This window comes from Actinomadura luzonensis (assembly GCF_022664455.2).
GTDB classification, from domain to species: Bacteria; Actinomycetota; Actinomycetes; order Streptosporangiales; family Streptosporangiaceae; genus Nonomuraea; species Nonomuraea luzonensis.
Genome location: NZ_JAKRKC020000001.1, coordinates 5822523 through 5841558 on the forward strand (window position 1 = coordinate 5822523; position 19036 = coordinate 5841558).

18 protein-coding genes are annotated in these 19036 nt (G+C 73.9%); 8 read left to right on the top strand and 10 right to left on the bottom strand.

The genetic code is table 11. From position 1 onward, the window contains the following. Positions 1–46 precede the first annotated feature (46 nt). From MF672_RS27615 to MF672_RS27635, 5 genes are all read left to right on the top strand, one after another. A complete protein-coding gene (locus tag MF672_RS27615) occupies positions 47–1075 on the top strand; it encodes a glycoside hydrolase family 18 protein (protein ID WP_247815460.1) in 1029 nt (342 codons plus the stop codon). Between the two features lie 51 nt (positions 1076–1126). Then, positions 1127–2362 (top strand): sensor histidine kinase, encoded by a 1236-nt coding sequence (locus tag MF672_RS27620; protein ID WP_242375863.1) that lies wholly within the window; start codon positions 1127–1129, stop codon positions 2360–2362. After that, a complete protein-coding gene (locus MF672_RS27625) occupies positions 2359–3588 on the top strand; it encodes a sensor histidine kinase (protein ID WP_242375864.1) in 1230 nt (409 codons plus the stop codon). Before MF672_RS27620 ends, MF672_RS27625 begins: the two co-directional genes overlap by 4 nt. A 16-nt stretch (positions 3589–3604) precedes the next feature. Then, positions 3605–4204 (top strand): response regulator transcription factor, encoded by a 600-nt coding sequence (locus MF672_RS27630; RefSeq protein ID WP_242375865.1) that lies wholly within the window; start codon positions 3605–3607, stop codon positions 4202–4204. A 127-nt stretch (positions 4205–4331) separates the two neighbouring features. After that, complete coding sequence (locus MF672_RS27635) at positions 4332–4922, top strand: hypothetical protein (RefSeq protein ID WP_242375866.1); 591 nt, start codon at positions 4332–4334, stop codon at positions 4920–4922. An 88-nt stretch (positions 4923–5010) separates the two neighbouring features. Here MF672_RS27635 and MF672_RS27640 read toward each other — a convergent pair whose 3' ends face one another. Continuing rightward, positions 5011–5670: a potassium channel family protein gene (locus MF672_RS27640; RefSeq protein ID WP_242375867.1), complete on the bottom strand. Its 660-nt coding sequence runs from the start codon at positions 5668–5670 to the stop codon at positions 5011–5013. Beyond that, positions 5670–6335: a potassium channel family protein gene (locus tag MF672_RS27645; protein WP_242375868.1), complete on the bottom strand. Its 666-nt coding sequence runs from the start codon at positions 6333–6335 to the stop codon at positions 5670–5672. The genes MF672_RS27640 and MF672_RS27645 overlap by 1 nt, the downstream gene beginning before the upstream one ends. Positions 6336–6439: 104 nt before the next feature. Here MF672_RS27645 and MF672_RS27650 point away from each other — a divergent pair, with 104 nt between their 5' ends. Then, complete coding sequence (locus tag MF672_RS27650) at positions 6440–8482, top strand: APC family permease (RefSeq protein ID WP_242375869.1); 2043 nt, start codon at positions 6440–6442, stop codon at positions 8480–8482. Here the strand turns inward: MF672_RS27650 and MF672_RS27655 are convergent. After that, positions 8469–10106: an alpha/beta hydrolase gene (locus MF672_RS27655; RefSeq protein WP_242375870.1), complete on the bottom strand. Its 1638-nt coding sequence runs from the start codon at positions 10104–10106 to the stop codon at positions 8469–8471. The two genes, MF672_RS27650 and MF672_RS27655, sit on opposite strands and share 14 nt — an antisense overlap. A 65-nt stretch (positions 10107–10171) precedes the next feature. Here MF672_RS27655 and MF672_RS27660 point away from each other — a divergent pair, with 65 nt between their 5' ends. Beyond that, the gene (locus tag MF672_RS27660) at positions 10172–11422 is read left to right on the top strand and encodes a class I SAM-dependent RNA methyltransferase (protein WP_242375871.1); all 1251 of its coding nucleotides are present in this window, start codon (positions 10172–10174) and stop codon (positions 11420–11422) included. Between the two features lie 124 nt (positions 11423–11546). Here MF672_RS27660 and MF672_RS27665 read toward each other — a convergent pair whose 3' ends face one another. From MF672_RS27665 to MF672_RS27690, 6 genes are all read right to left on the bottom strand, one after another. Further along, positions 11547–12215, bottom strand: coding sequence for a DUF3159 domain-containing protein (locus MF672_RS27665; RefSeq protein ID WP_242375872.1), 669 nt, complete (start codon positions 12213–12215; stop codon positions 11547–11549). Positions 12216–12219: 4 nt separating this feature from the next. Continuing rightward, entirely contained in the window at positions 12220–12426 is a 207-nt protein-coding gene (locus MF672_RS52450; RefSeq protein ID WP_225289212.1) for an OB-fold nucleic acid binding domain-containing protein, read from the bottom strand. A 221-nt stretch (positions 12427–12647) separates the two neighbouring features. Then, positions 12648–13289 carry a DUF3710 domain-containing protein gene (locus MF672_RS27675; protein WP_242375873.1) on the bottom strand — a complete coding sequence of 214 codons (642 nt, stop codon included), beginning with the start codon at positions 13287–13289 and terminating at the stop codon, positions 12648–12650. A 90-nt stretch (positions 13290–13379) separates the two neighbouring features. Continuing rightward, positions 13380–13820, bottom strand: coding sequence for a dUTP diphosphatase (gene dut, locus MF672_RS27680; RefSeq protein WP_242375874.1), 441 nt, complete (start codon positions 13818–13820; stop codon positions 13380–13382). Further along, entirely contained in the window at positions 13817–14371 is a 555-nt protein-coding gene (locus tag MF672_RS27685) for a PaaI family thioesterase (RefSeq protein ID WP_242375875.1), read from the bottom strand. The genes dut and MF672_RS27685 overlap by 4 nt, the downstream gene beginning before the upstream one ends. Positions 14372–14382: 11 nt before the next feature. Then, positions 14383–15567: an AI-2E family transporter gene (locus MF672_RS27690; RefSeq protein ID WP_242375876.1), complete on the bottom strand. Its 1185-nt coding sequence runs from the start codon at positions 15565–15567 to the stop codon at positions 14383–14385. Positions 15568–15675: 108 nt separating this feature from the next. Between MF672_RS27690 and MF672_RS27695 the strand changes: the two genes are divergently transcribed. Continuing rightward, positions 15676–17817, top strand: coding sequence for a DUF6351 family protein (locus MF672_RS27695; RefSeq protein WP_242375877.1), 2142 nt, complete (start codon positions 15676–15678; stop codon positions 17815–17817). Here the strand turns inward: MF672_RS27695 and MF672_RS27700 are convergent. Continuing rightward, the gene (locus MF672_RS27700; protein ID WP_242375878.1) at positions 17795–19027 is read right to left on the bottom strand and encodes an MFS transporter; all 1233 of its coding nucleotides are present in this window, start codon (positions 19025–19027) and stop codon (positions 17795–17797) included. The two genes, MF672_RS27695 and MF672_RS27700, sit on opposite strands and share 23 nt — an antisense overlap. Positions 19028–19036: the final 9 nt, after the last annotated feature.

Here is a 19036-nt window from a genome sequence, read left to right on the forward strand (position 1 = left end):
TCGATTCCAGCGCCCTACGTAGCCGGACGAACACAGGGAGTGCGCCATGCCGCGGCACCAGAGGGAGCCGGGCACGCTCCCCCGCCCTCTCGCCATCCTCGGGGCGCTGGCGCTCGTGGCCACCACCACGGTCGCGGTCCGGCTGCTGCCCGTCGCCGCGGGCGAGCCCGCCGCCCGGCCCGCGCCGCCGCGCCCGCCCGTCACCCGGCACGCCCCCGCGCTGTCCGCGGCGGTCTCCGAGACGCCGCAGCCGGGGTTCGTCGGCTACGTCGACACCGCCCGCGAGCCGGGCTTCGACCTGCCGGCCCGGGCACGCCGCAGCGGCGTCCGCCACTACCTGCTCGGCCACCTCGTCGCGGGCGGCGCGGACGGCTGCTCCCCCAAGTGGGCGAGCGCGGCCGGCACGCCCGCCGACCCCGGCGAGAACCCTGTGGCCAACCGCATCGGGCCGCTGCGGGCGCTGGGCGGCGACGCCGCCCCGTCGTTCGGCGGCCCCGACGGCCCCGACCCGGCGGCCCGCTGCGTCCGGCCGGGCGGGCTGAGCGCCGCCTACCGCCGGGTGGCGGGCGCGTTCGGCGCGGCCGCGCTCGACTTCGAGCCGGGCGACGGCGACACCGCCGCGGCGGCGCTGCACCGGGCCCGCGCGCTCCGGGTCCTGCAGCGGGAGCGCCGGCTGCGGGTCAGCTACACGCTGCCGCTCACGGCGTCCGGGCTGAGCGCCGGCGACGCCGCCTCGCTGCGCGCCGCCCGCCAGGCCGGGGCCGAGGTCGGCACCGTCAACCTGCTGGCCGAGGTGGAGCCGCGCGCCGCTCCCGCGGGCCGGCTGCACCGGCTCGCCGCCGCGATCCGGCTGGCGCGGGCCCAGATCGCCCGCGCCCAGGCGATGCCCGAGCCGGAGCAGGCGTGGCGGCGCATCGCCCTGACGCTCGTGCTGGCCGACGGGGCCGACCTCAGCGAGCAGGACGCCCGCACCCTCACCGCGTACGCCCTCCGGCACGGCCTGGCCTGGCTGTCGCTGCGCGGGGCCGCCCCGGACACCGGTGTCTCGTCCGTTCTTCAGGGTTCCGCGCCCTGACGATAGGATCCCTTACGCGGCATTCATCCAGGCGGCGAGGGGCAAGGGGCGATGGCGGCTCGTCCGGAGACGGCCAGGAAGATCCTGATCTACTGGATGGACGGCGTCGTCGCGATGATCGCCGTCATCATCGTCGCGTTCACCGTCGGCCGCCTGATGGCGGGCGCGATCTCACCCGCGCACGCCGCCGTCACCATCGCCTGCCAGCTCGGGCTGTGCGGGTTGTTCCCCTTCGTCCTGCGCGAGGGCTTCGACCACCGGCCGCGCCCCACCTGGAAGCTGCTGCTGTCGGGGCTGTTCGCGCTCGGCGCGACGCTGCTGCGCCCGCCCACCCTCGACAACACCGCGCCGTGGATCGAGCTGGGCACGTTGTGGCTGGCCGGGGCCGCCCTGTACCTGCCGCCGCGGGTCACGGCGGGCCTGTCGGCGGCCGTGGCCGTCCTGTTCACCGCCTACTCCGCGCTCGTGTACGGCCAGAGCTGGACCGGCGTGCTGGCCGGGATCACGCTCAACATCGTCCTCATGGTCCCGGCCATGATCCTGTGGCGCTGGCTCTGGTGGATCATCAGGGACGCCAACAACGGCCGCGAGGCGAGGGCCCGGCTGGCCGTCGCCGAGGAGCGGCTGCGCTTCGCCCGTGACCTGCACGACCTGCTCGGCCACAGCCTGTCGGTGATCACGCTGAAGAGCGAGCTGGCCGCCAAGCTGGCCACCAAGGACGCCGGGCGGGCGCTGGCGGAGATGACCGAGGTCCGGGGGCTGGCCGGCGACTCGCTGGCCAAGGTACAGCAGGCCGTGCACGGCTACCAGGCGCTCGATCTGGACCAGGAGCTGGCCGGGGTGCGGGCGGCGCTGGAGGCGTCGGGGGCGCGGTGCGCCGTCCGGGCCAGGGCCGGCGGGCTGTCGCCGGCGGCGCGGGCGCTGCTGGCGTGGGTGGTGCGCGAGGGCGGCACGAACGTGCTCAAGCACAGCGAGGCGCGGAACTGCTCGATCACGATCGAGGGCGGCGTCCTGGAGATGCGCAACGACGGCGTCCCTGCGGCCGGTCCCGGGACGGGCGCCACCTTCGGGGCGGGTGCCGCTCCCGGGGTGGGTGCCGCTCCCGGGGCGGGTGCCGCTTCCGGGGCGGGGGCTGGGGCGGCGTCCGGGAGCGGGCTGCGCGGGCTGGCGGAGCGGCTGGCCGAGGCGGGCGGCACCCTGTCCGCGGCGCCCGGGCCCGGGGGCGAGTTCGTGCTGCGCGCGAGCGTGCCGGTCGCGGGCGAGGTACGCGAGGCGGTGTCCGCGTGAGCGGCCGGACCACGCGAGACGACGCCGCCGCGACCGGGCGGGCCGACGCCGGCGCGACCGGGCGGGCCGACGCCGGCGGGAGTGTGCTGGAGGCGGGGCGGCGCCTGGGGCGGGGGCCGATCGACCGGCTGCGGAACGCGACCCGGCTCGACAAGGTCCGCTGGGTGATCGTCTACTCCACCGACATCGTGCCGCTGCTCAGCCTGCTCGGCTTCTACGGCCTCCACCTGCAGCTCCAGGCGGGCATGTGGCCGCCGCTCGCCGGAGCCGCCGCCGTGCTGCTGGCGGTCTTCGTCGTGCTCGGCACCCGGCCGTTCCGGGTGGCGGTGCGCGGCGGCCGCCGGCCGACGGCGCTGCTGGCGGTGACCGGGGTGATCGCCGTGCTCCTGTGCGGGGTGGCCGTCGTGTGGGCGCTGCCGGCCTGGCTCGGGATCCTGACGCCGTTCGCCCGCAGGCGCACCGTCGTCGTCCTGTCGGTGGCCGGGCTCGCGGGGATCACCCTGCTGGTGGCGCTGAGCGGCGCGGACCCGGCGGACACGGTGCTGCTGGCGGCGTCCCTGACGTTCCTGGTCGTGGTCTGCGTGGGCGCGACGCTGGCGAACCTGCGGCTGTGGCGGCTGGCGCAGGAGGCGCACGAGGGCGAGGAGGCGCTGGCCCGGCTGGCGGTCTCGGAGGAGCGCCTGCGCTTTGCCCGCGACCTCAACGACCTGCTCGGCCAGAGCCTCACCGACGTGGCCGCCCGCACCGCCCGCGCCGAGCGGCGGCTGCGGGCGGACCCGGAGGCGGCGGCGGCCGAGATGTTCGAGGTGCGCGACCTGTCGCGGCGGTCGCTGCGCGAGGTGCGCGCCGTCGTGCAGAACTACCGGGCGATCGACCTGGACGAGGTGCTGGCCAGCGTACGGGCGGTGCTGGAGGCGGCGGACGTGCGCTGCACCGTCCGCGCCGACACGGCCGCGCTGTCGCCCGAGTCCCGCACGCTGCTGGCCACGGTCGTCCGCGAGGGCGCCACCAACGTGCTGAAGCACAGCCGGGCCGAGCACTGCGCGATCGTCATCGAGGACGGCGTCCTGGAGATGTCCAACGACGGGGTGAGCGGCCCGGCGGGCCGGCACGCGCCGAACGGGCTGGCGGGCCTCGCCGACCGGCTGCGCGCGGCGGGCGGCACCCTGGAGGCCGCGCCCGCCCCCGAGGGCCGTTACCTGCTGCGGGCCGCGGTGCCCGCGTGAGCCGGAGAAGGAGAGCATGACCATTCGCGTGCTGCTCGCCGACGACGAGCATCTCGTCCGCGGCGCCATCGCGGCCCTGCTGGACCTGGAGGAAGGCATCGAGGTGGTCGCCCAGGTGGGGCGGGGCGACGAGGTGCTGGGCGCGGTGTCGGAGCACCGGCCGGACGTGGCCGTGCTCGACATCGAGATGCCCGGCATGGACGGGCTGAGCGCCGCCGAGCAGATCAGCCACCAGTGCAAGATCGTCATCCTGACGAGTCTGGGCCGGCCCGGCTACCTGCGCCGGGCGATGGCGGCGGGCGTGAGCGGCTTCCTCGGCAAGGACGCCTCCGCCGAGGAGCTGGCCATGGCGATCCGCAAGGTCCAGGGCGGCGGGCGCTACCTGGACGCCGAGCTGGCGGCGGCGGCCATGGCGGCCGGCGACAGCCCGCTGACCGAGCGCGAGCGCGACGCCCTGCGGCTGGCCGGCGACGGGGCGACGATCGCGCGGATCGCGGGCGAGCTGCACCTGACCGAGGGCACCGTCCGCAACTACCTGTCCAGCGCGATGACCAAGCTCAACGCCCAGAACCGGCTGGAGGCCATCCGCACCGCGCAGCGCATGGGCTGGCTCTGACGCCCCCTGACCCGGGACTACAGGCACAAATGCACACGGCTCCTGTCCGCTCCGGCACAGGGCGGCGGCGCTTTCCCCGCTGTACTCGTCCTCGGCTGATCCATCCATCTCCGAGGGGGGAACGACGATGAGGACGACGACGACGACACAGGCCGGCGAGCGGCGCTCCAGGGCGCGGGTGCTGCGGCGCCACGGGGTGCGGGCGGTGACGGCGGGGGCGGCGCTGGCCGCGTCCCTGCTGGCCGTCGCGGGGCCCGCGCACGCGGCGACAGGCGTGAGCGTGTCGGGCGGGGTGCTGGAGGTGCACGCCGGCGCGGCGGCCGACGACATCGCGGTGTTCGTGGACACCGACGGCTCGCTCCTGGTCCGCAACGCGGGCGACACGGTCACCGCGGGCGGGCCGTGCGTCCTGGTGAACGCCAATCAGGCCGACTGCCCGAGCGCGGGCGTCACGACGGTCGCCGTCACCACCGGGAGCGGCGACGACCTGGTGCGCAACCGGACGACGCTGCGCTCCCGGGTGACGCTCGGACCGGGGGCCGACGGCTTCGTCGGCGGCCTGGCCAGGGACGCGGTGTCGGGCGGCGACGGCGACGACCGGATCTCCGGCCTCGGCGGCGACGACCTGCTGCTCGGCGACGCCGGCACGGACACGGCCACCGGCGGGGACGGCACGGACCGGTGCGACGCCGAGTTCGAGACGACCTGCGAGTCCTGACGGCCCCGCGCCGCCGCGGCGCCCGGCGGGCCCCGGCGGGCCCCCGGCGGGCCCCCGGCGGGCAGGGCCGGGCGCCGCGCTTCGGGGGTCAGCGTTGGGACAGCAGGTGGGCGAGCTCCTGCTCGACCTCCTGGTTGGCGACGAACAGCAGCTCGTCGCCCGCCTCCAGCGGGTCGTCCGCCGACGGCACCAGCACCCGGCCCTCGCGCAGGATCGCCACCAGCGCCGAGTCGACCGGCCAGGGCACCGCGCCCGCCCGCTGCCCGACGACCGGCGCGTCCTCGGCCAGGGTCAGCTCGACCAGGTTGGCCTGGCCCTGGCGGAAGGTCATCAGCCGCACCAGGTCGCCGACGCTCACCGCCTCCTCGACCAGGGCGCTCAGCAGGCGCGGGGTGGAGACGGCGACGTCCACGCCCCACGACTCGTTGAACAGCCACTCGTTGTTGGGGTGGTTGATGCGGGCCACCACGCGCGGCACGCCGTACTCGGTCTTGGCCAGCAGCGACACCACGAGGTTGACCTTGTCGTCGCCGGAGGAGGCGACGACGACGTGGCAGTTGTTGAGCCCGGCCTCGTCGAGGGAGGCGATCTCGCAGGCGTCGGCGAGCAGCCACTCGGCCCGCGGCACGCTGTCGATCTTGATGGCGCGGGGGTCGACGTCGATGAGCAGGACCTCGTGCCCGTTCTCCAGCAGCTCCGCGGCGATGGAACGGCCGACCGCGCCCGCTCCGGCGATGGCGACGCGCATCAGTGGTCCTCTTCCGGCGCCCCGGCGAGCACCTTGTTGATCCGGTCCATGTCGTTCTCGGCGGCGACGACGTGCAGCACGTCGCCCTCCTGCACCACCGTGTCGTCGGTGATGGTCAGGGCCTCGCCCATGCGGTTGATGAAGGCGGCGCGGGTGCCGACGCGCGCCTCCAGGTCGGTGACGCGGGTGCCGATCCAGGACGGGTTGACCGTCACCTCGGCGAGCACGACGGTGCCCGTCGGGTCGCGCCAGAGCGGCTCGGCGCCCTCCGGCAGGATGCGGCGCAGGATCTGGTCGGCCGTCCACCGCACGGTCGCCACGGTGGGGATGCCGAGCCGCTGGTAGACCTCGGCGCGCCGGGGGTCGTAGATGCGGGCCACGACGTTGTCGACGCCGAACGTCTCGCGGGCCACCCGGGCGGAGATGATGTTGGAGTTGTCGCCGCTGGACACGGCGACGAACGCCGCCGCCGACTCGACGCCGGCCTCGGTGAGCACGTCGCGGTCGAAGCCGACCCCGGTCACCCGCCGCCCGCGGAACCCGGCGCGCAGCCGGCGGAACGCCTGCGGGTCGCGGTCGATGATGGCGACGGAATGGCCGCTGTCCTCGAGGATGTGCGCGAGGGTCGACCCCACGCGACCACACCCCATGATCACAATATGCATGTCCCCCCGCATTGTCCGCGGCCGGCCGGTTGCTCAGACACCAGTATGGCGCTAGGGGGGAGCGCCTCGTTTAGGTCCTGTGCCTGGGGCTAGCATCTGGTGACGTGGCGAAGGTAACGGATCTTGTCAAACGCTTGCTCGTGGGGCGCGCCCTGCGCAGCGGGCAGCTCCACGAGCAACTCCTCCCCAAACGGGTGGCGCTCCCTGTCTTCGCCAGCGACGCGCTCTCCTCCGTGGCCTACGCTCCTCAGGAGATCCTGGTCATCCTGTCGCTGGCGGGAGTCTCCTTCTATTCCTACAGCCCCTGGGTGGCCGTCGCGGTCGTCATCGTGATGCTCACGGTGGTGGCCTCCTACCGGCAGAACGTGCACGCCTACCCGAGCGGCGGCGGCGACTACGAGGTGGCCACCACCAACCTCGGCAAGAACGCCGGCCTCACGGTGGCCAGCGCTCTGCTGGTCGACTACGTGCTGACGGTCGCGGTGTCCGTCGCCAACGGCGTCGACTACGTGGGCGCCACCATCCCGTTCGTGGCCCAGCACAAACCCGCCGTGGCCATCGTCATCGTCGTCCTGCTCACCGTGGTCAACCTGCGCGGCATCCGCGAGTCCGGCGTCGCCTTCGCCGTTCCCACCTACGCCTTCATGCTGGCGGTGCTGGGGTTGATCGCCTGGGGCGGGTTCCGCCTGCTCCTGCTGGGCGACGAGCTGCACGCGCCGAGCGCGGGCTTCACCGTGCGGCCCGAGCAGACCAACCTGACGGCGTTCGCCGCGGCGTTCCTGGTCCTGCGCGCCTTCTCCTCGGGCTGCGCGGCGCTGACCGGCGTCGAGGCCATCAGCAACGGCGTGCCCGCCTTCCGCAAGCCGAAGAGCAAGAACGCGGCCACGACGCTGCTGATGATGGGCCTGGTCGCCATCACCATGTTCGGCGGCATCATCGCGCTCGGGCTGGCGTCCGGGGTGCGGGTGGCGGAGCCGTCCGTGGTCGCCGAGGACCTGCTGCGGCCGGACGGCACGCCGGTCGGCCCCGGCTACTACCAGCAGCCGATCATCTCGCAGGTCGCGGACGCGGTGTTCGGCGGCGGGTCGCTGCCGTTCGTGGTGATCTCGGCGGTGACCGCGCTCATCCTGTTCCTGGCGGCCAACACCGCCTTCAACGGCTTCCCGGTGCTCGGCTCGATCCTCGCCCAGGACCGTTACCTGCCGCGCCAGCTCCACACCCGCGGCGACCGGCTCGCCTTCTCCAACGGCATCATCATCCTGGCGGCGGGCGCGTGCCTGCTGCTGTGGGGGTTCGACGCCGACGTCAGCCGGCTGCTCAACCTCTACATCGTCGGCGTGTTCGTCTCGTTCACGCTGAGCCAGACCGGCATGGTCATCCACTGGACCCGCCACCTCAAGACCGAGACCGATCCCAAGGTGCGCCACCAGATGCACCGCTCCCGCGTGATCAACTTCTTCGGCGGCGTCATGACGGGGCTGGTGCTCATCGTCGTGCTGCTGACGAAGTTCATGGTCGGCGCGTGGATCGTGGTGATCGCGATGCCGATCCTGTTCGTCATGATGAAGGGCATCCGCCGCCACTACGACAACGTGGCGGCCGAGCTGGAGATCACCGAGGACTACGAGCCGGCCATGCTGCCGGCCCGCAACCACGCGATCGTGCTGGTGTCGAAGATCCACAAGCCGACCATGCGGGCGCTGGCGTACGCGCGGGCCACCCGGCCGTCCTCGCTGGAGGCGATCACGGTGGGCGTGGAGGGCGAGGAGGCCCGCCAGCTCCAGGAGGAGTGGGAGCGGCGCGGCATCCCGGTGCCGCTGAAGATGCTCGACTCCCCGTACCGGGAGATCACCCAGCCGATCCTCGACTACGTCAAGACGCTGCGGCGGCGCTCGCCACGCGACGTGGTGACCGTGTTCATCCCCGAGTACGTGGTCGGCCACTGGTGGGAGCACCTGCTGCACAACCAGAGCGCGCTGCGGCTGAAGGCGCGGCTGCTGTTCAAGCCGGGCGTCATGGTCACCAGCGTGCCCTGGCAGCTCCACTCCTCCGACCGGCTCAAGGGGCGGCCCGAGCCGTACGCGCCGGGCGCGGTGCGCCGCCCGTGGCACCAGACGGTCAAGGACGAGCAGATCAAGACGCGCTGAGCAACGACCGCAGCCGCACGGTGTCGGCCCCGTCCCAGCCGTCGGGGGCGGCCACGGCGGCCCAGGCGTCCACGATGTTCGCGTTGTAGCGGTGCCCGTGGCCGGGCGGCACCGACAGCGCCGCCGTCATGTCCACCAGCACCTGCCAGAACGTCACCAGCGGGAACCAGTTCATCTGCGGGTTGACGCCGGGCCCGCGCTCGCCCTCCAGCCACGCGGGCCGGCGCAGGATCAGCGCGGGCGTCCACCAGACCACCGGGTCGGAGGCGTTCTGCAGGTAGACCACCCGCGGGCGGGCCCAGGGGCCGGGCGGCCTGGCCAGGTCGCCGGGGGTCTGCGCGAAGCGGACGGTGCGGCCCGCCTCGTACACCGGCCGCCACACCGGGCTGCCCGGCTCGCGCTCGACGGTGACGCGGTGCCAGATGGGGTTGGCGTTCGGCGGGCCGACGAAGACCGCGCCGTCCGTCTCGGCCGCCAGGTCGCCGAGGTCGTGGAAGGCGTTCTCCAGCGCGTAGGAGCCGAGGCTCTCCCCCGCCAGCAGCAGCTTCGGCCGGTCGGCGGCGGGCAGCGCGGCCCAGCGGGCGCGCACCGCCTCGACCAGCGCCCGCCCCGCCGTGGCCGCCTTGGTCCGGTCCACCAGGAACGACACCCAGCTCGGCAGGTACGAGTACTGCAGGGCGACCAGGGCCGAGCGGCCGTTGTACATGTACTCCAGCGCGTCGGGGATGTGCGGGTCGACCCAGCCGGTGCCGGTGGTGCCGAGCACGGCGAGCACGGGCCGCTCGAACGCGCCGGCGCGTTCCAGCTCGCGCACCGCCAGCGCGGCCTGGGCCTGCGGGGTGGGGCCGGCGTCGAGGCCGACGTACACCCTGATGGGCTGCGCGGCGGGACGGCCGGAGAAGGCGGCCAGCTCGCCGGGGGTGGCGGCGGTGCCGATGAAGTTGCGGCCCTCGCGGCCGAGCGCCTCCCACGCCACGAGCGAGCCGGGCCCGCCGGACAGCAGGGTGGAGGCCGGCCGCCGGACGCCCGGCGAGGTGCCCTGGTTCGCCACGGAGGACACGTCGCTCACCCGGGCGACGAACGCCGAGAACAACACGTCGTTCGCGAACACCGCGACGAGGAAGGCGACGAGCAGCACCCCGACCGCATGACCCACATAGAACGGGACGAACCGGTCGAGCCAGTTGATCAGCTTGCGCCCGCCGAGCCGGACCAGCCGCGACAGCAGCAGCCCCGCCGTGAACAGCACCACCGCCACGGCCAGGATGAGCGGCGGGAACCAGGTGATGCGGGTGTCCATGCCCATGAGCGAGCGCAGGTCGCGCTGCCAGTCGTAGCTGTACCAGAGCGCCACCAGGGACAACGCCGAGCACGCGCCGATCATCACCTGCCAGGCGGTGCGCCGCCACCGCTCCGGCAGCCGGTACGGGAACCACGCCCGGTACAACGCGCCGACGCTCGCGCCGACGGCGTACCCGAGCAGGCCGGTGACCGCGCCCATCACGCCCTGGTACAGCCACGTGCGCGGCAGCAGCGACGGCGTCAGCGAGGCGCAGGCGAACAGCGTGCCCAGCAGGGCTCCCCCGAAGCCGGGCCACCGCCGCACCACCCGAGCCGTGTCCACGACGACCAACAGTAGTGGATCAATCCCGACGGTAGTCAGCCAGGTCAGGGCATAGGGTGTCGGGTGTGGAACAGGCATCTCTGGAGCTGACGGTGGGTCCGGTCGCGCACGGCGGCTGGTGTGTGGCGCGGCACGAAGGGCGCGTGGTGTTCGTGCGGCACGCGCTGCCCGGCGAGCGGGTGATCGCCGAGGTCACCGAGGAGACCGCGAGGTTCCTGCGGGCCGACGCCATCGAGATCCTGGAGCCCTCGCCCGACCGCGTGGTTCCGCCCTGCCCGTACGCGGGCCCGGGGCGCTGCGGCGGCTGCGACTGGCAGCACGCCGGCCTGGAGGCGCAGCGGCGGCTCAAGGCGCAGGTCGTGGCCGAGCAGCTGCACCGGCTGGCGGGCATCGAGCGCGAGATCGTGGTCGAGGAGGTGCCGGGCGCCAAGGACGGCCTCGGCTGGCGCACCCGCGTGCAGTTCGCCGCCCTGCCGGGCGGCGAGCTCGGCTTCCGCCGGCACCGCTCGCACGACATCGAGGTCGTCGACGCCTGCCTCATCGCGCACCCGGAGGTCGAGGCGGTCGGCGCGGAGGCGCGCGCCTGGGAGGGCGCGGCCGGCGTCGAGGTGATCGCCTCCTCCGCCGGCGACCGGGCCGTGGTCGTCAGGCCCCGGCCGCGGCGCACCGTCGCCGTGCCCGACCTCGACGCGCCCGCCTCCATCCTGCTCGACCAGGGCAAGGGCCGCACGGTGCCGCGGCGCGGCTCGGGGGTGCTGCACGAGCAGGTGGGCGAGCACGTCTTCCGGGTGGCCGGCAGCGGCTTCTGGCAGGTGCATCCGGGGGCGGCCGAGACGTTGCTGGACGCGGTGCTCGCGTACGCGGCGCCGGAGCCCGGCGAGTGGGCGCTCGACCTCTACTGCGGGGTGGGCCTGTTCGCCGCCGGCCTCGCCGAGGCGGTGGGGCCGGAGGGGGCCGTCTTCGGCCTGGAGTCCGAGGCCGCGGCCGTCCGCGACGCCCGCGCCAACCTCCGCGGCCTGCCGCAGGCCCGGGTGGAGCGGGGCCGCGTCGAGGAGGCCCTCGACCGGTTCCAGATCGAACGCGCCGATATCGTCGTCGTCGACCCGCCCCGGGCGGGGCTCGGGCGCGAGGTGGTCTCCCGCGTCGCCGGCCTGGAGGCGTCCCGCATCGTGTACGTCTCCTGCGACCCGGCGACCTTCGCCCGCGACGTGAAGTGGCTGGCCGAGCTCGGCTACGGCCTGGCGGACCTGCGGGCCTTCGACGCCTTCCCGATGACCCACCACGTGGAGTGCGTGGGCCTGCTGACGCGGGCGTGAGATCCGGCGGCGCCCGGACGCTTCCCCACGGCCGGGCGCCACGCTACGCACGCTACTCCTGAATCGCCGGCCTGCCACTGCGCCGCCGTCAGGGCCGCGGGCAGGGCCGCGGTCAGGCTAGGGGTCAGGCGGGGGCGACCGGCTTGATGGGGGTGCGGCCGCGGCCGAGCAGCCAGAGCATCGCGCCCAGCGCCGCCACCTGCAACGGCCAGCCCATGACGATCTTGGCGAAGCCGAGCGCCGCCACGGCCTCGTCACCGCCGCCGAACAGGTAGACCGGCCCCTGCACCGCGACCCGCACCGCGCACGGCAGCATGAGCAGCCAGGTGAGCCGCATGCACAGCCGGACGATGCCCTGGTCCTTGTGCCACCCGGTGGGGTCGCCGGTGACCGAGCCGATCAGGAAGCCCACCACCGGCCACCGGGCGACGATCGAGACGAGCATGCCCACCATGTAGGCGGCGTTCCACAGGATGCCGGGCAGGAAGTAATCTTTCGCGTCGCCGGTGCGGCTGGCGAAGAACGCGCCGATCGCGATGCCGATCAGGCTGTTGATGACGAACTGCGGCGTGGACCGCTGCACGACCCTGGCCACCAGCAGCAGCACCGACAGCGAGATGCTGACGATGAGCGCGGTCTTCAGCTCCTCGGTGGCGATCCAGCACACCGTGAAGGCGATCGTCGGGACCGCCGCCTCGATGATGCCGCGCACCCCGCCGAAGGCCTTGGCGAGCTGCGCCCGCACCGCCGCCTCGACCGTGTCGTGGGCGACCTCTTCCGCCTCAGCACTCACCTGATCAACTCCCTGGCCGGAGCTCGTAACGCGGATTGAACATCACCTTGCGGCCGTCCTGCATGCTGACCAGCCCTTCCGCCTTGACCGTGCGGCCGGGCTCGATGCCGGCGATCTTCCGGCGGCCGAGCCAGACGAGGTCGATCACGTCGGACCCGTCGTAGAGCTCGGCCTCCAGGGCGGGGGCTCCGCCTCGCGGGCGCAACGTCACGGTACGTAGCGTACCGGCAACGCAGAAGCGCCGGCGCCCGCCGCATGACACGATGGGGGTGGCGCCGACCTCGTCGGCGTCCTCCCGTAGCTCCTGGGCCTCGATCTCGGACTGAGGGGATGCCAGCCGAGCGAAGAACCCACGCAATCCCCCGCGTTTCGCGGGCTCTGCCGTACTCATGATGGATGCCAGCCTACGTGATGTCGAGGTGATGTCAGCTCTCAGCGAATCTCGCTGATTTCCGGTCCCCGTTTGAAGGGGTTGAGGCCGGGCCGCTCCTCCGGCCCGTCGCCGCCCGCCTGCTCGTTGGGACGGCGCAGCGGGATGGGCTCCTCACGGGCCATCGGCTCGTCGCCGCGCACGACCACGACGTCCTTGACGAAGTCCACGAACGCCCCGGCGACGGCCTCGTCGTGCGCGCCCGGCCCGGAGATCACCGCGAGCAGGAACCAGCGCGGGCCGTCGACGCCGAGGTAGCGCGCCGGCCGCGGGCCCGCGTCGGTGGGCAGCTCGCCGGCCAGCTCGGCGCCGAACGGCCCCTCGCGCTCCTCCAGCTCCTTCGCCTGCGCGCGGATCTTGGTCTTGACCTCGTCCCACAGGCCGGAGCTGCGCGGCGCGGCGAGGGCCTGGAGCTGCAGGGTGCTCTCGCCGTGGATGACGACGACGCCGACGTGCTGGTCGCCGACCGAGGCGAGGCGCACGTCGAAGTCGGGGTTGTGCGGCAGCCGCAGGCCGCCGAGGTCGATGCGGTCGTTGTCCGGGTGGGGCTCGTCGGCGTCCCACGGGCCGGACTCGCGCGTGGGGGCGGCCTGCTCGTGCTCGGCCACCGTTTCCGGCTGCTCACGACGACGACGTCGGAACACGTTCCTCACTCTCCCTGATAGGTCCTGCTGCTGCCCGGAAGGGCCGGTAGGGGCTGGTCGGCGCGGCGGAGGTGCGGCGGAGCGCGCGGGTCAGCGGCCTGTGGAGCCGAAGCCGTTCGCGCCGCGCATCGACCCAGGCAGCCGCTCGACCTCGTAGAAGGCCGCGCGTTCGACCCGCTGGATCACCAGTTGCGCCACCCGGTCGCCCCGCTGGAGCCGGAAGGGCTCCTTGGCGTCGGTGTTGATGAGCGTGACCTTGATCTCGCCCCGGTAGCCGGCGTCGACGGTGCCCGGCGCGTTGACCATGGTGATGCCGTGCCGGGCGGCGAGGCCGGAGCGCGGGTGCACGAAGGCCGCGTAGCCGTCGGGGAGCGCGATCGCCACGCCCGTGCCGACCACGGCGCGCTCGCCCGGCGCGAGCTCGACGTCCTCGGCCGCGTAGAGGTCGGCGCCGGCGTCGCCCGGATGGGCGTAGGCCGGCAGCGGCAGCTCGGCGTCGAGCCGGTGGATGAGGATCTCCACGGTGCTCAAGGGTTCACCTCGTAGTCCTGGTGCTCGGCGGCGATGGCGGCGAGATCGCCGTGCTTGGCGAAGTGCTCCATGCCCACCTCGATGAACAGCGCCGCCGCCCGGACGGCGACCGGCCCGTCGGGGGCGCCGATGCGCCCCTCAGCCTCAAGGTACGCCTTCCGGCCCGCGATGCCGTTGCACCAGGCGCGCAGGTGGAGTGTCGTGCCGACGGGAACGGGGAGAAGGTAGTCGGTCTCCAGCCGTCCCGTGACATACGGCTTGTGGAACAGGTAGACGGACATTCCGATGACCTCGTCCATGGCGGCCGCCAGCACCCCGCCGTGCGCCAGCTTGGGCGCGCCCTGGTGCGCCTCCCCCACGGTGAACTCGGCCTCGACGGTGGCGCCGTCCGGCGTCCTGGCCTTGAGGTGCAGGCCGGTGGGGTGCTCGGTGCCGCAGCCGAAGCAACGGGCGTAGTGGGAGCCGAGGTCGGCGCCGGGCGGCGGCGCCCCGGGCTGGGCCGCGGGCGCCACGGCGTCCGGCGGCGGCGTGGTGAGGGAGGAACGCGTCACGGGTGACGAGGTTACTCCGTGTTGACGCTCCGGCCGTCCCCGGCGGGCGCGGCGGCCCGGTCGGCGCCGTCGCCGCCCCCGCCGTCGCCGTCCGGTGTGTCCTGCTCGTCCGGTTCGGGATGAGACGGTGGCGGCGGCAGCGCGGGCTGCTGGTGGCGCAGCTCGGGCAGCGCCCGGTAGATGACGGCGGCGACCGGCACCGCGACCGCGGCCCCCGCGATGCCCGCCAGGATGCCGCCGACGGCCAGCACGAGGATGATGGCCAGCGGGTGGAAGTTGAGCGCCCGGCCGACGATCAGCGGTTGCAGGACGTGGTTCTCGAGCTGCTGCTCGACGATGAGGATGCCGAGGAAGACCAGCGCGAGCACGATGCCCTTGGCGCCGAGCGTGACCAGCGTGGCGACCGTGCCGGCGAAGAAGATGCCGACGATCGGGATGAAGCTGGCGAAGAAGATCAGCACCGCGAGCGGCGCCCACAGCGGCACGCCCATGCCGGCCAGCACGATGCCCATGATCACGCCGTGCACGGCGGCCACCGCGACCGTGCCCTGCACGTAGTGGGACAGGGTGGTCCACGCCGCCCGGCCGGCCCGGTCGATCCGCGGCGCGACGTCGCCGAAGCCCCGCAGGATCCACCCCCAGATGCGGTCGCCGTCCTTGAGCAGGAAGAACGTCACGAACAGCAGCAGCACGATGGAGGCCAGCACCTCGAAGGCCACCGCGCCCGCGCTCAGCACGGTGCCGGTGATGGCCTGCCGCTGGGCGTTGACCATCGTCGCGACCTCGTCCACGTACGCGGTGATCTGCGCCTGCTGCAGGTGCAGCGGGCCGGTGATCAGCCACTCCTGGACGTCGCGCGCGGTCGCCTGCACCTGCTCGACCAGGTTGGGGAACTCCTCGCCGGCCCGCGCCCCGACCAGCCAGCCGGTGCCGACGAGCACGGCGAGCGCGATCAGCATGGTGACCCACGTGGCGTAGATCGGCCGCATGCCCGCCTGGCGGAGGGAGTTGGTGAGCGGATAGAGCAGCGCGGTCAGCAGCAGCGCGATGGCCACCGGCAGGGCCACGAACGTGAGCCTGGCGATGATCAGCGCGAAGAAGTAGACGACCACGCCGACGAGGATCAGGCACACGCACCAGGCGGCCGTCCTGGCCAGCACGGGCGGCACGAGCTTGGTCGGTCGGTCGGGCAGCACGTGTTCAAGACTGTCACGTCCGGGCGCCGAACGCGCGCGCACGACGGCGCCGAAGATCGGGCCTGGGCAACGGCCGCGCCGCATGTCACCGTCGGGGTCATGAAGGGCGTGACGACTCTCACACTGGCTCTGCTCGCCTCGCTCACCCCCGCCCCCGCGTACGCGGCCGGCGGCGGCGCGCTGGCGCTGGAGGTGCTCTCCAGCCGCCCCGACCAGGTGAGCGGCGGTGACGCCCTGGTCAGGGTGCGGCATCCGAAGGGTGTCAGGGTGTCGGTCAGCCGCGACGGCGTGGACGTCTCCGCGGCCTTCACCGAGACCGCGGACGGCCTGACGGGCCTGGTCACCGGCCTGCGGCCGGGCCGCAACACGATCACGGCCACGGCCGGGCCGCTCCGCCGCACGCTGAGCGTCCGCGACTTCCCGATCGAGGGCCCGATCTTCTCCGGGCCGCACCAGTACCCGTTCCTGTGCAAGACCGAGCGCGGCGGCCTCGGCCCGCCGGTCGCCGACAACCAGGACGGCCAGGGCATGCGCACGGCGGGCGGCTGGAGCCGCGACTGCTTCGCGCCGACGGTGACCGACCGGCTCTACCGCTCGACGGACGGCACGTACAAGCCGATGCCCGCCGAGCGCCCGGCCGACCTGGCCACGACGACCACGCTGGACGGCCGGACGGTGGACTTCGTGGTCCGGCGCGAGCGCGGTGTGATCAACCGGTTCCTCTACTCGATCGCCATGCTGGAGGACGGCTGGACCGGCCGGGCGATCTACCGCTTCGACGGCGGCGTGGCGATCGGCCACGACCAGGGCACGCTCGGCGGCGGCGCACTCGACCCGTACGGGCTCGGCAAGGGCTACGCGATCCTGTACTCCTCGGGCACCCGCACCTCCACCCACTACAACCTGATCCTGGGCGGCGAGACGGCCCTCATGGTGAAGGAGCGCTTCATCGAGCGGTACGGCCCGCCGCTCTACACGGTCGGCGTCGGCGGGTCGGGCGGCGCGATCCAGCAGTACATCTACGGCCAGAACTACGGCGACCGGGTGATCGACGCCGCGATCCCGCAGTACTCCTATCCGGACATGGTCACCCAGACCATCCACGTCGGCGACTGCGAGCTGCTCGAACGCTACATGGACCAGAACCCGCGCTGGGCCCGCTGGGACGACCGGACGGCGCTGATCGGCATGAACGCCAGTGACACGGTCGCCAACCCCTACACGGGTCGCCCGGGCTCCGACGAGTGCGTCAACGGCTGGCGCGGCCTCACCCCGCTGACCATGAACCCGAAGTGGACCTCGAACAACGACCCCGAGTGGGCGCTCATGGACCCGCCGGGCGTCAAGGACACCGTCCAGTGGACGCACTGGGACGACGTCCGCACGGTCTACGGCGTGGACGAGCGCGGCTACGCCCGCTCCACCTGGGACAACGTCGGCGTCCAGTACGGACTGCGGTCGCTGGTGGCCGGCGTGATCACCCCGGCCGAGTTCCTGGACGTCAACGCCAAGGCCGGCTCGTGGAAGGAGCAGCCCGACATGACGCAGGAGGGCTGCCCGTTCGTGCGCGCCGCCTGCCCGGGCGACCTCGACCCGTGGAGCGCCCGCAACATGAACCTGGGCGACCCGGCGCCGCGCCGCGCCGGCGACCCGGTCGCGATCAGCAACGTCGAGCGCAGCGGCCTGGTCTTCCGCGGCGCGATCGACCTGCCGGTGATCGACTGGCGGCCGTACCTGGAGGACCAGCTCGACATGCACAACGCGCACCAGTCGTTCGCCTCGCGGCAGCGCATGCTCGACCACGACGGCCGCGCGGACAACCAGGTCATCTGGTTCACCGACGCCCGCCCGGACGGCCCGAAGTTCGACCAGACGCCGGAGGCGCTGCAGGTCATGGACCAGTGGATGGCGAACCTCCGCAGGCACCCGGGCCGGGGCGTGGCGGGCAACCGGCCGCCGCTGGCGGTGGACCGCTGCTTCGCCACCGACGGCACGCAGCTCGCCGCCGGCCCGCACGTGTGGGACGGCGTCCTGGACCGCCGCCCGCCGGGCGCGTGCACGCGGCGCTTCCCGCTGTACGGGACCTCCCGGACGGTCGCGGGCGGCCCGCTGGAGGGCGGCGTCTACAAGTGCCGCCTCCAGCCGGTGGGCCGGGCCGTCGCGAGGGGCCTGTACGGCTCCTGGCGGCCCACCCCGGAGGAGCGGGCGCGCCTGGAGCAGATCTTCCCTACGGGCGTGTGCGACTACTGACCGGCAGCTCCCGCATGGTGCGGAGGGGCGAGGTCCAGAGCCACAGGAACGGCAGGCAGGCGCCGGCCGCCGCGACCAGCAGCGTGGGCCGCACGCCGAGCACCTCGCCGAGCGCTCCGCCGAGCAGCCCGCCGAGCGGCAGGGTGCCCCAGACGGCGAAGCGCACGGTGGCGTTCATCCGGCCGAGCAGCGGCTCGGGCGTGATGGCCTGGCGGAAGCTGAGCTGGGTGACGTTGTAGATCACCACGCCCGCGCCGACCAGGAACTCGCAGGCCGCGAACAGCCCGAGCCGCCAGTCGGCCCCGAGCCAGGGCAGCGTGAACGTCAGCGGCGCGGGCACGGCCAGGGCCAGCCACATCGCGGGCCCCTGGCCGAGCCGCCGGGTCAGCCGGGCGTTGGCCAGCGCGCCGGCGATCCCGCCGAGCCCGCCCGCGGCCATGAGCAGCCCGATGGGGCCCGCGCCCAGCCCGAGCTCCCTGGCCAGCAGCAGCAGGACCAGCGGCTGGGACATGGCGGCGAAGAGGTTGGCGGTGGCCGTGCAGCCGGCGATGCGGCGCAGCAGCGGCTGCCCGAGCACGAACCGCACGCCTTCGGCGATCTCCGCGCCGAGGTGGGCGCGGGGCGGCGCGGGCCGCGGCTCGGCCGTGCGGATCAGCGCCAGGCACAGCCCCGACCAGGCGAACCCGGCCACCGTGGCGAGCAGCGCGAACGGCGCGGTGAGGAGCTGCACCAGGTAGCCGCCCGCGCCGGGCCCGCCGACCTGCGCCACGGTGCGCACGACCTCCAGCGCGGAGTTGCCCTCGACCAGCCGGTCCCGCTCGACCAGGTGCGGCAGGTAGCTCTGGTAGCCGACGTCGAAGAAGACGGTGAGCACGCCGAGGGCGAAGGCCACCGCGTAGAGCTGCTGGATCGTCAGCGCGTCCAGCCACCAGGCCAGCGGCACCGAGCCGAGCGCGAGCGCGCGCCCCCAGTCGCAGGCGATCATCACGTGCCGTTTGCGCAGCCGGTCCACGACCGCGCCGGCGGGCAGCCCGATCAGCACGAACGCCGCCGTCTGGCAGGCCGCCAGCAGCCCGACCTCCAGCTCCGAGACCCGCAGCGCCGACACCGCGACGAGGGGCAGGGCCAGGGTCAGGACCTGGGTGCCGGCCTGGCTGGCGGCGTCGGCCAGGAACAGCCGGCGGAAGCCGGGCTCGCGCAACAGGGTCACGGGATGAGA

Coding starts and splice junctions, on each gene's coding strand:
- MF672_RS27615 (WP_247815460.1), top strand. CDS start 47: ATGCCGCGGCACCAGAGGGAGCCGGGCACGCTCCCCCGCCCTCTCGCC.
- MF672_RS27620 (WP_242375863.1), top strand. CDS start 1,127: ATGGCGGCTCGTCCGGAGACGGCCAGGAAGATCCTGATCTACTGGATG.
- MF672_RS27630 (WP_242375865.1), top strand. CDS start 3,605: ATGACCATTCGCGTGCTGCTCGCCGACGACGAGCATCTCGTCCGCGGC.
- MF672_RS27635 (WP_242375866.1), top strand. CDS start 4,332: ATGAGGACGACGACGACGACACAGGCCGGCGAGCGGCGCTCCAGGGCG.
- MF672_RS27640 (WP_242375867.1), bottom strand. CDS start 5,670: ATGCGCGTCGCCATCGCCGGAGCGGGCGCGGTCGGCCGTTCCATCGCC.
- MF672_RS27645 (WP_242375868.1), bottom strand. CDS start 6,335: ATGCATATTGTGATCATGGGGTGTGGTCGCGTGGGGTCGACCCTCGCG.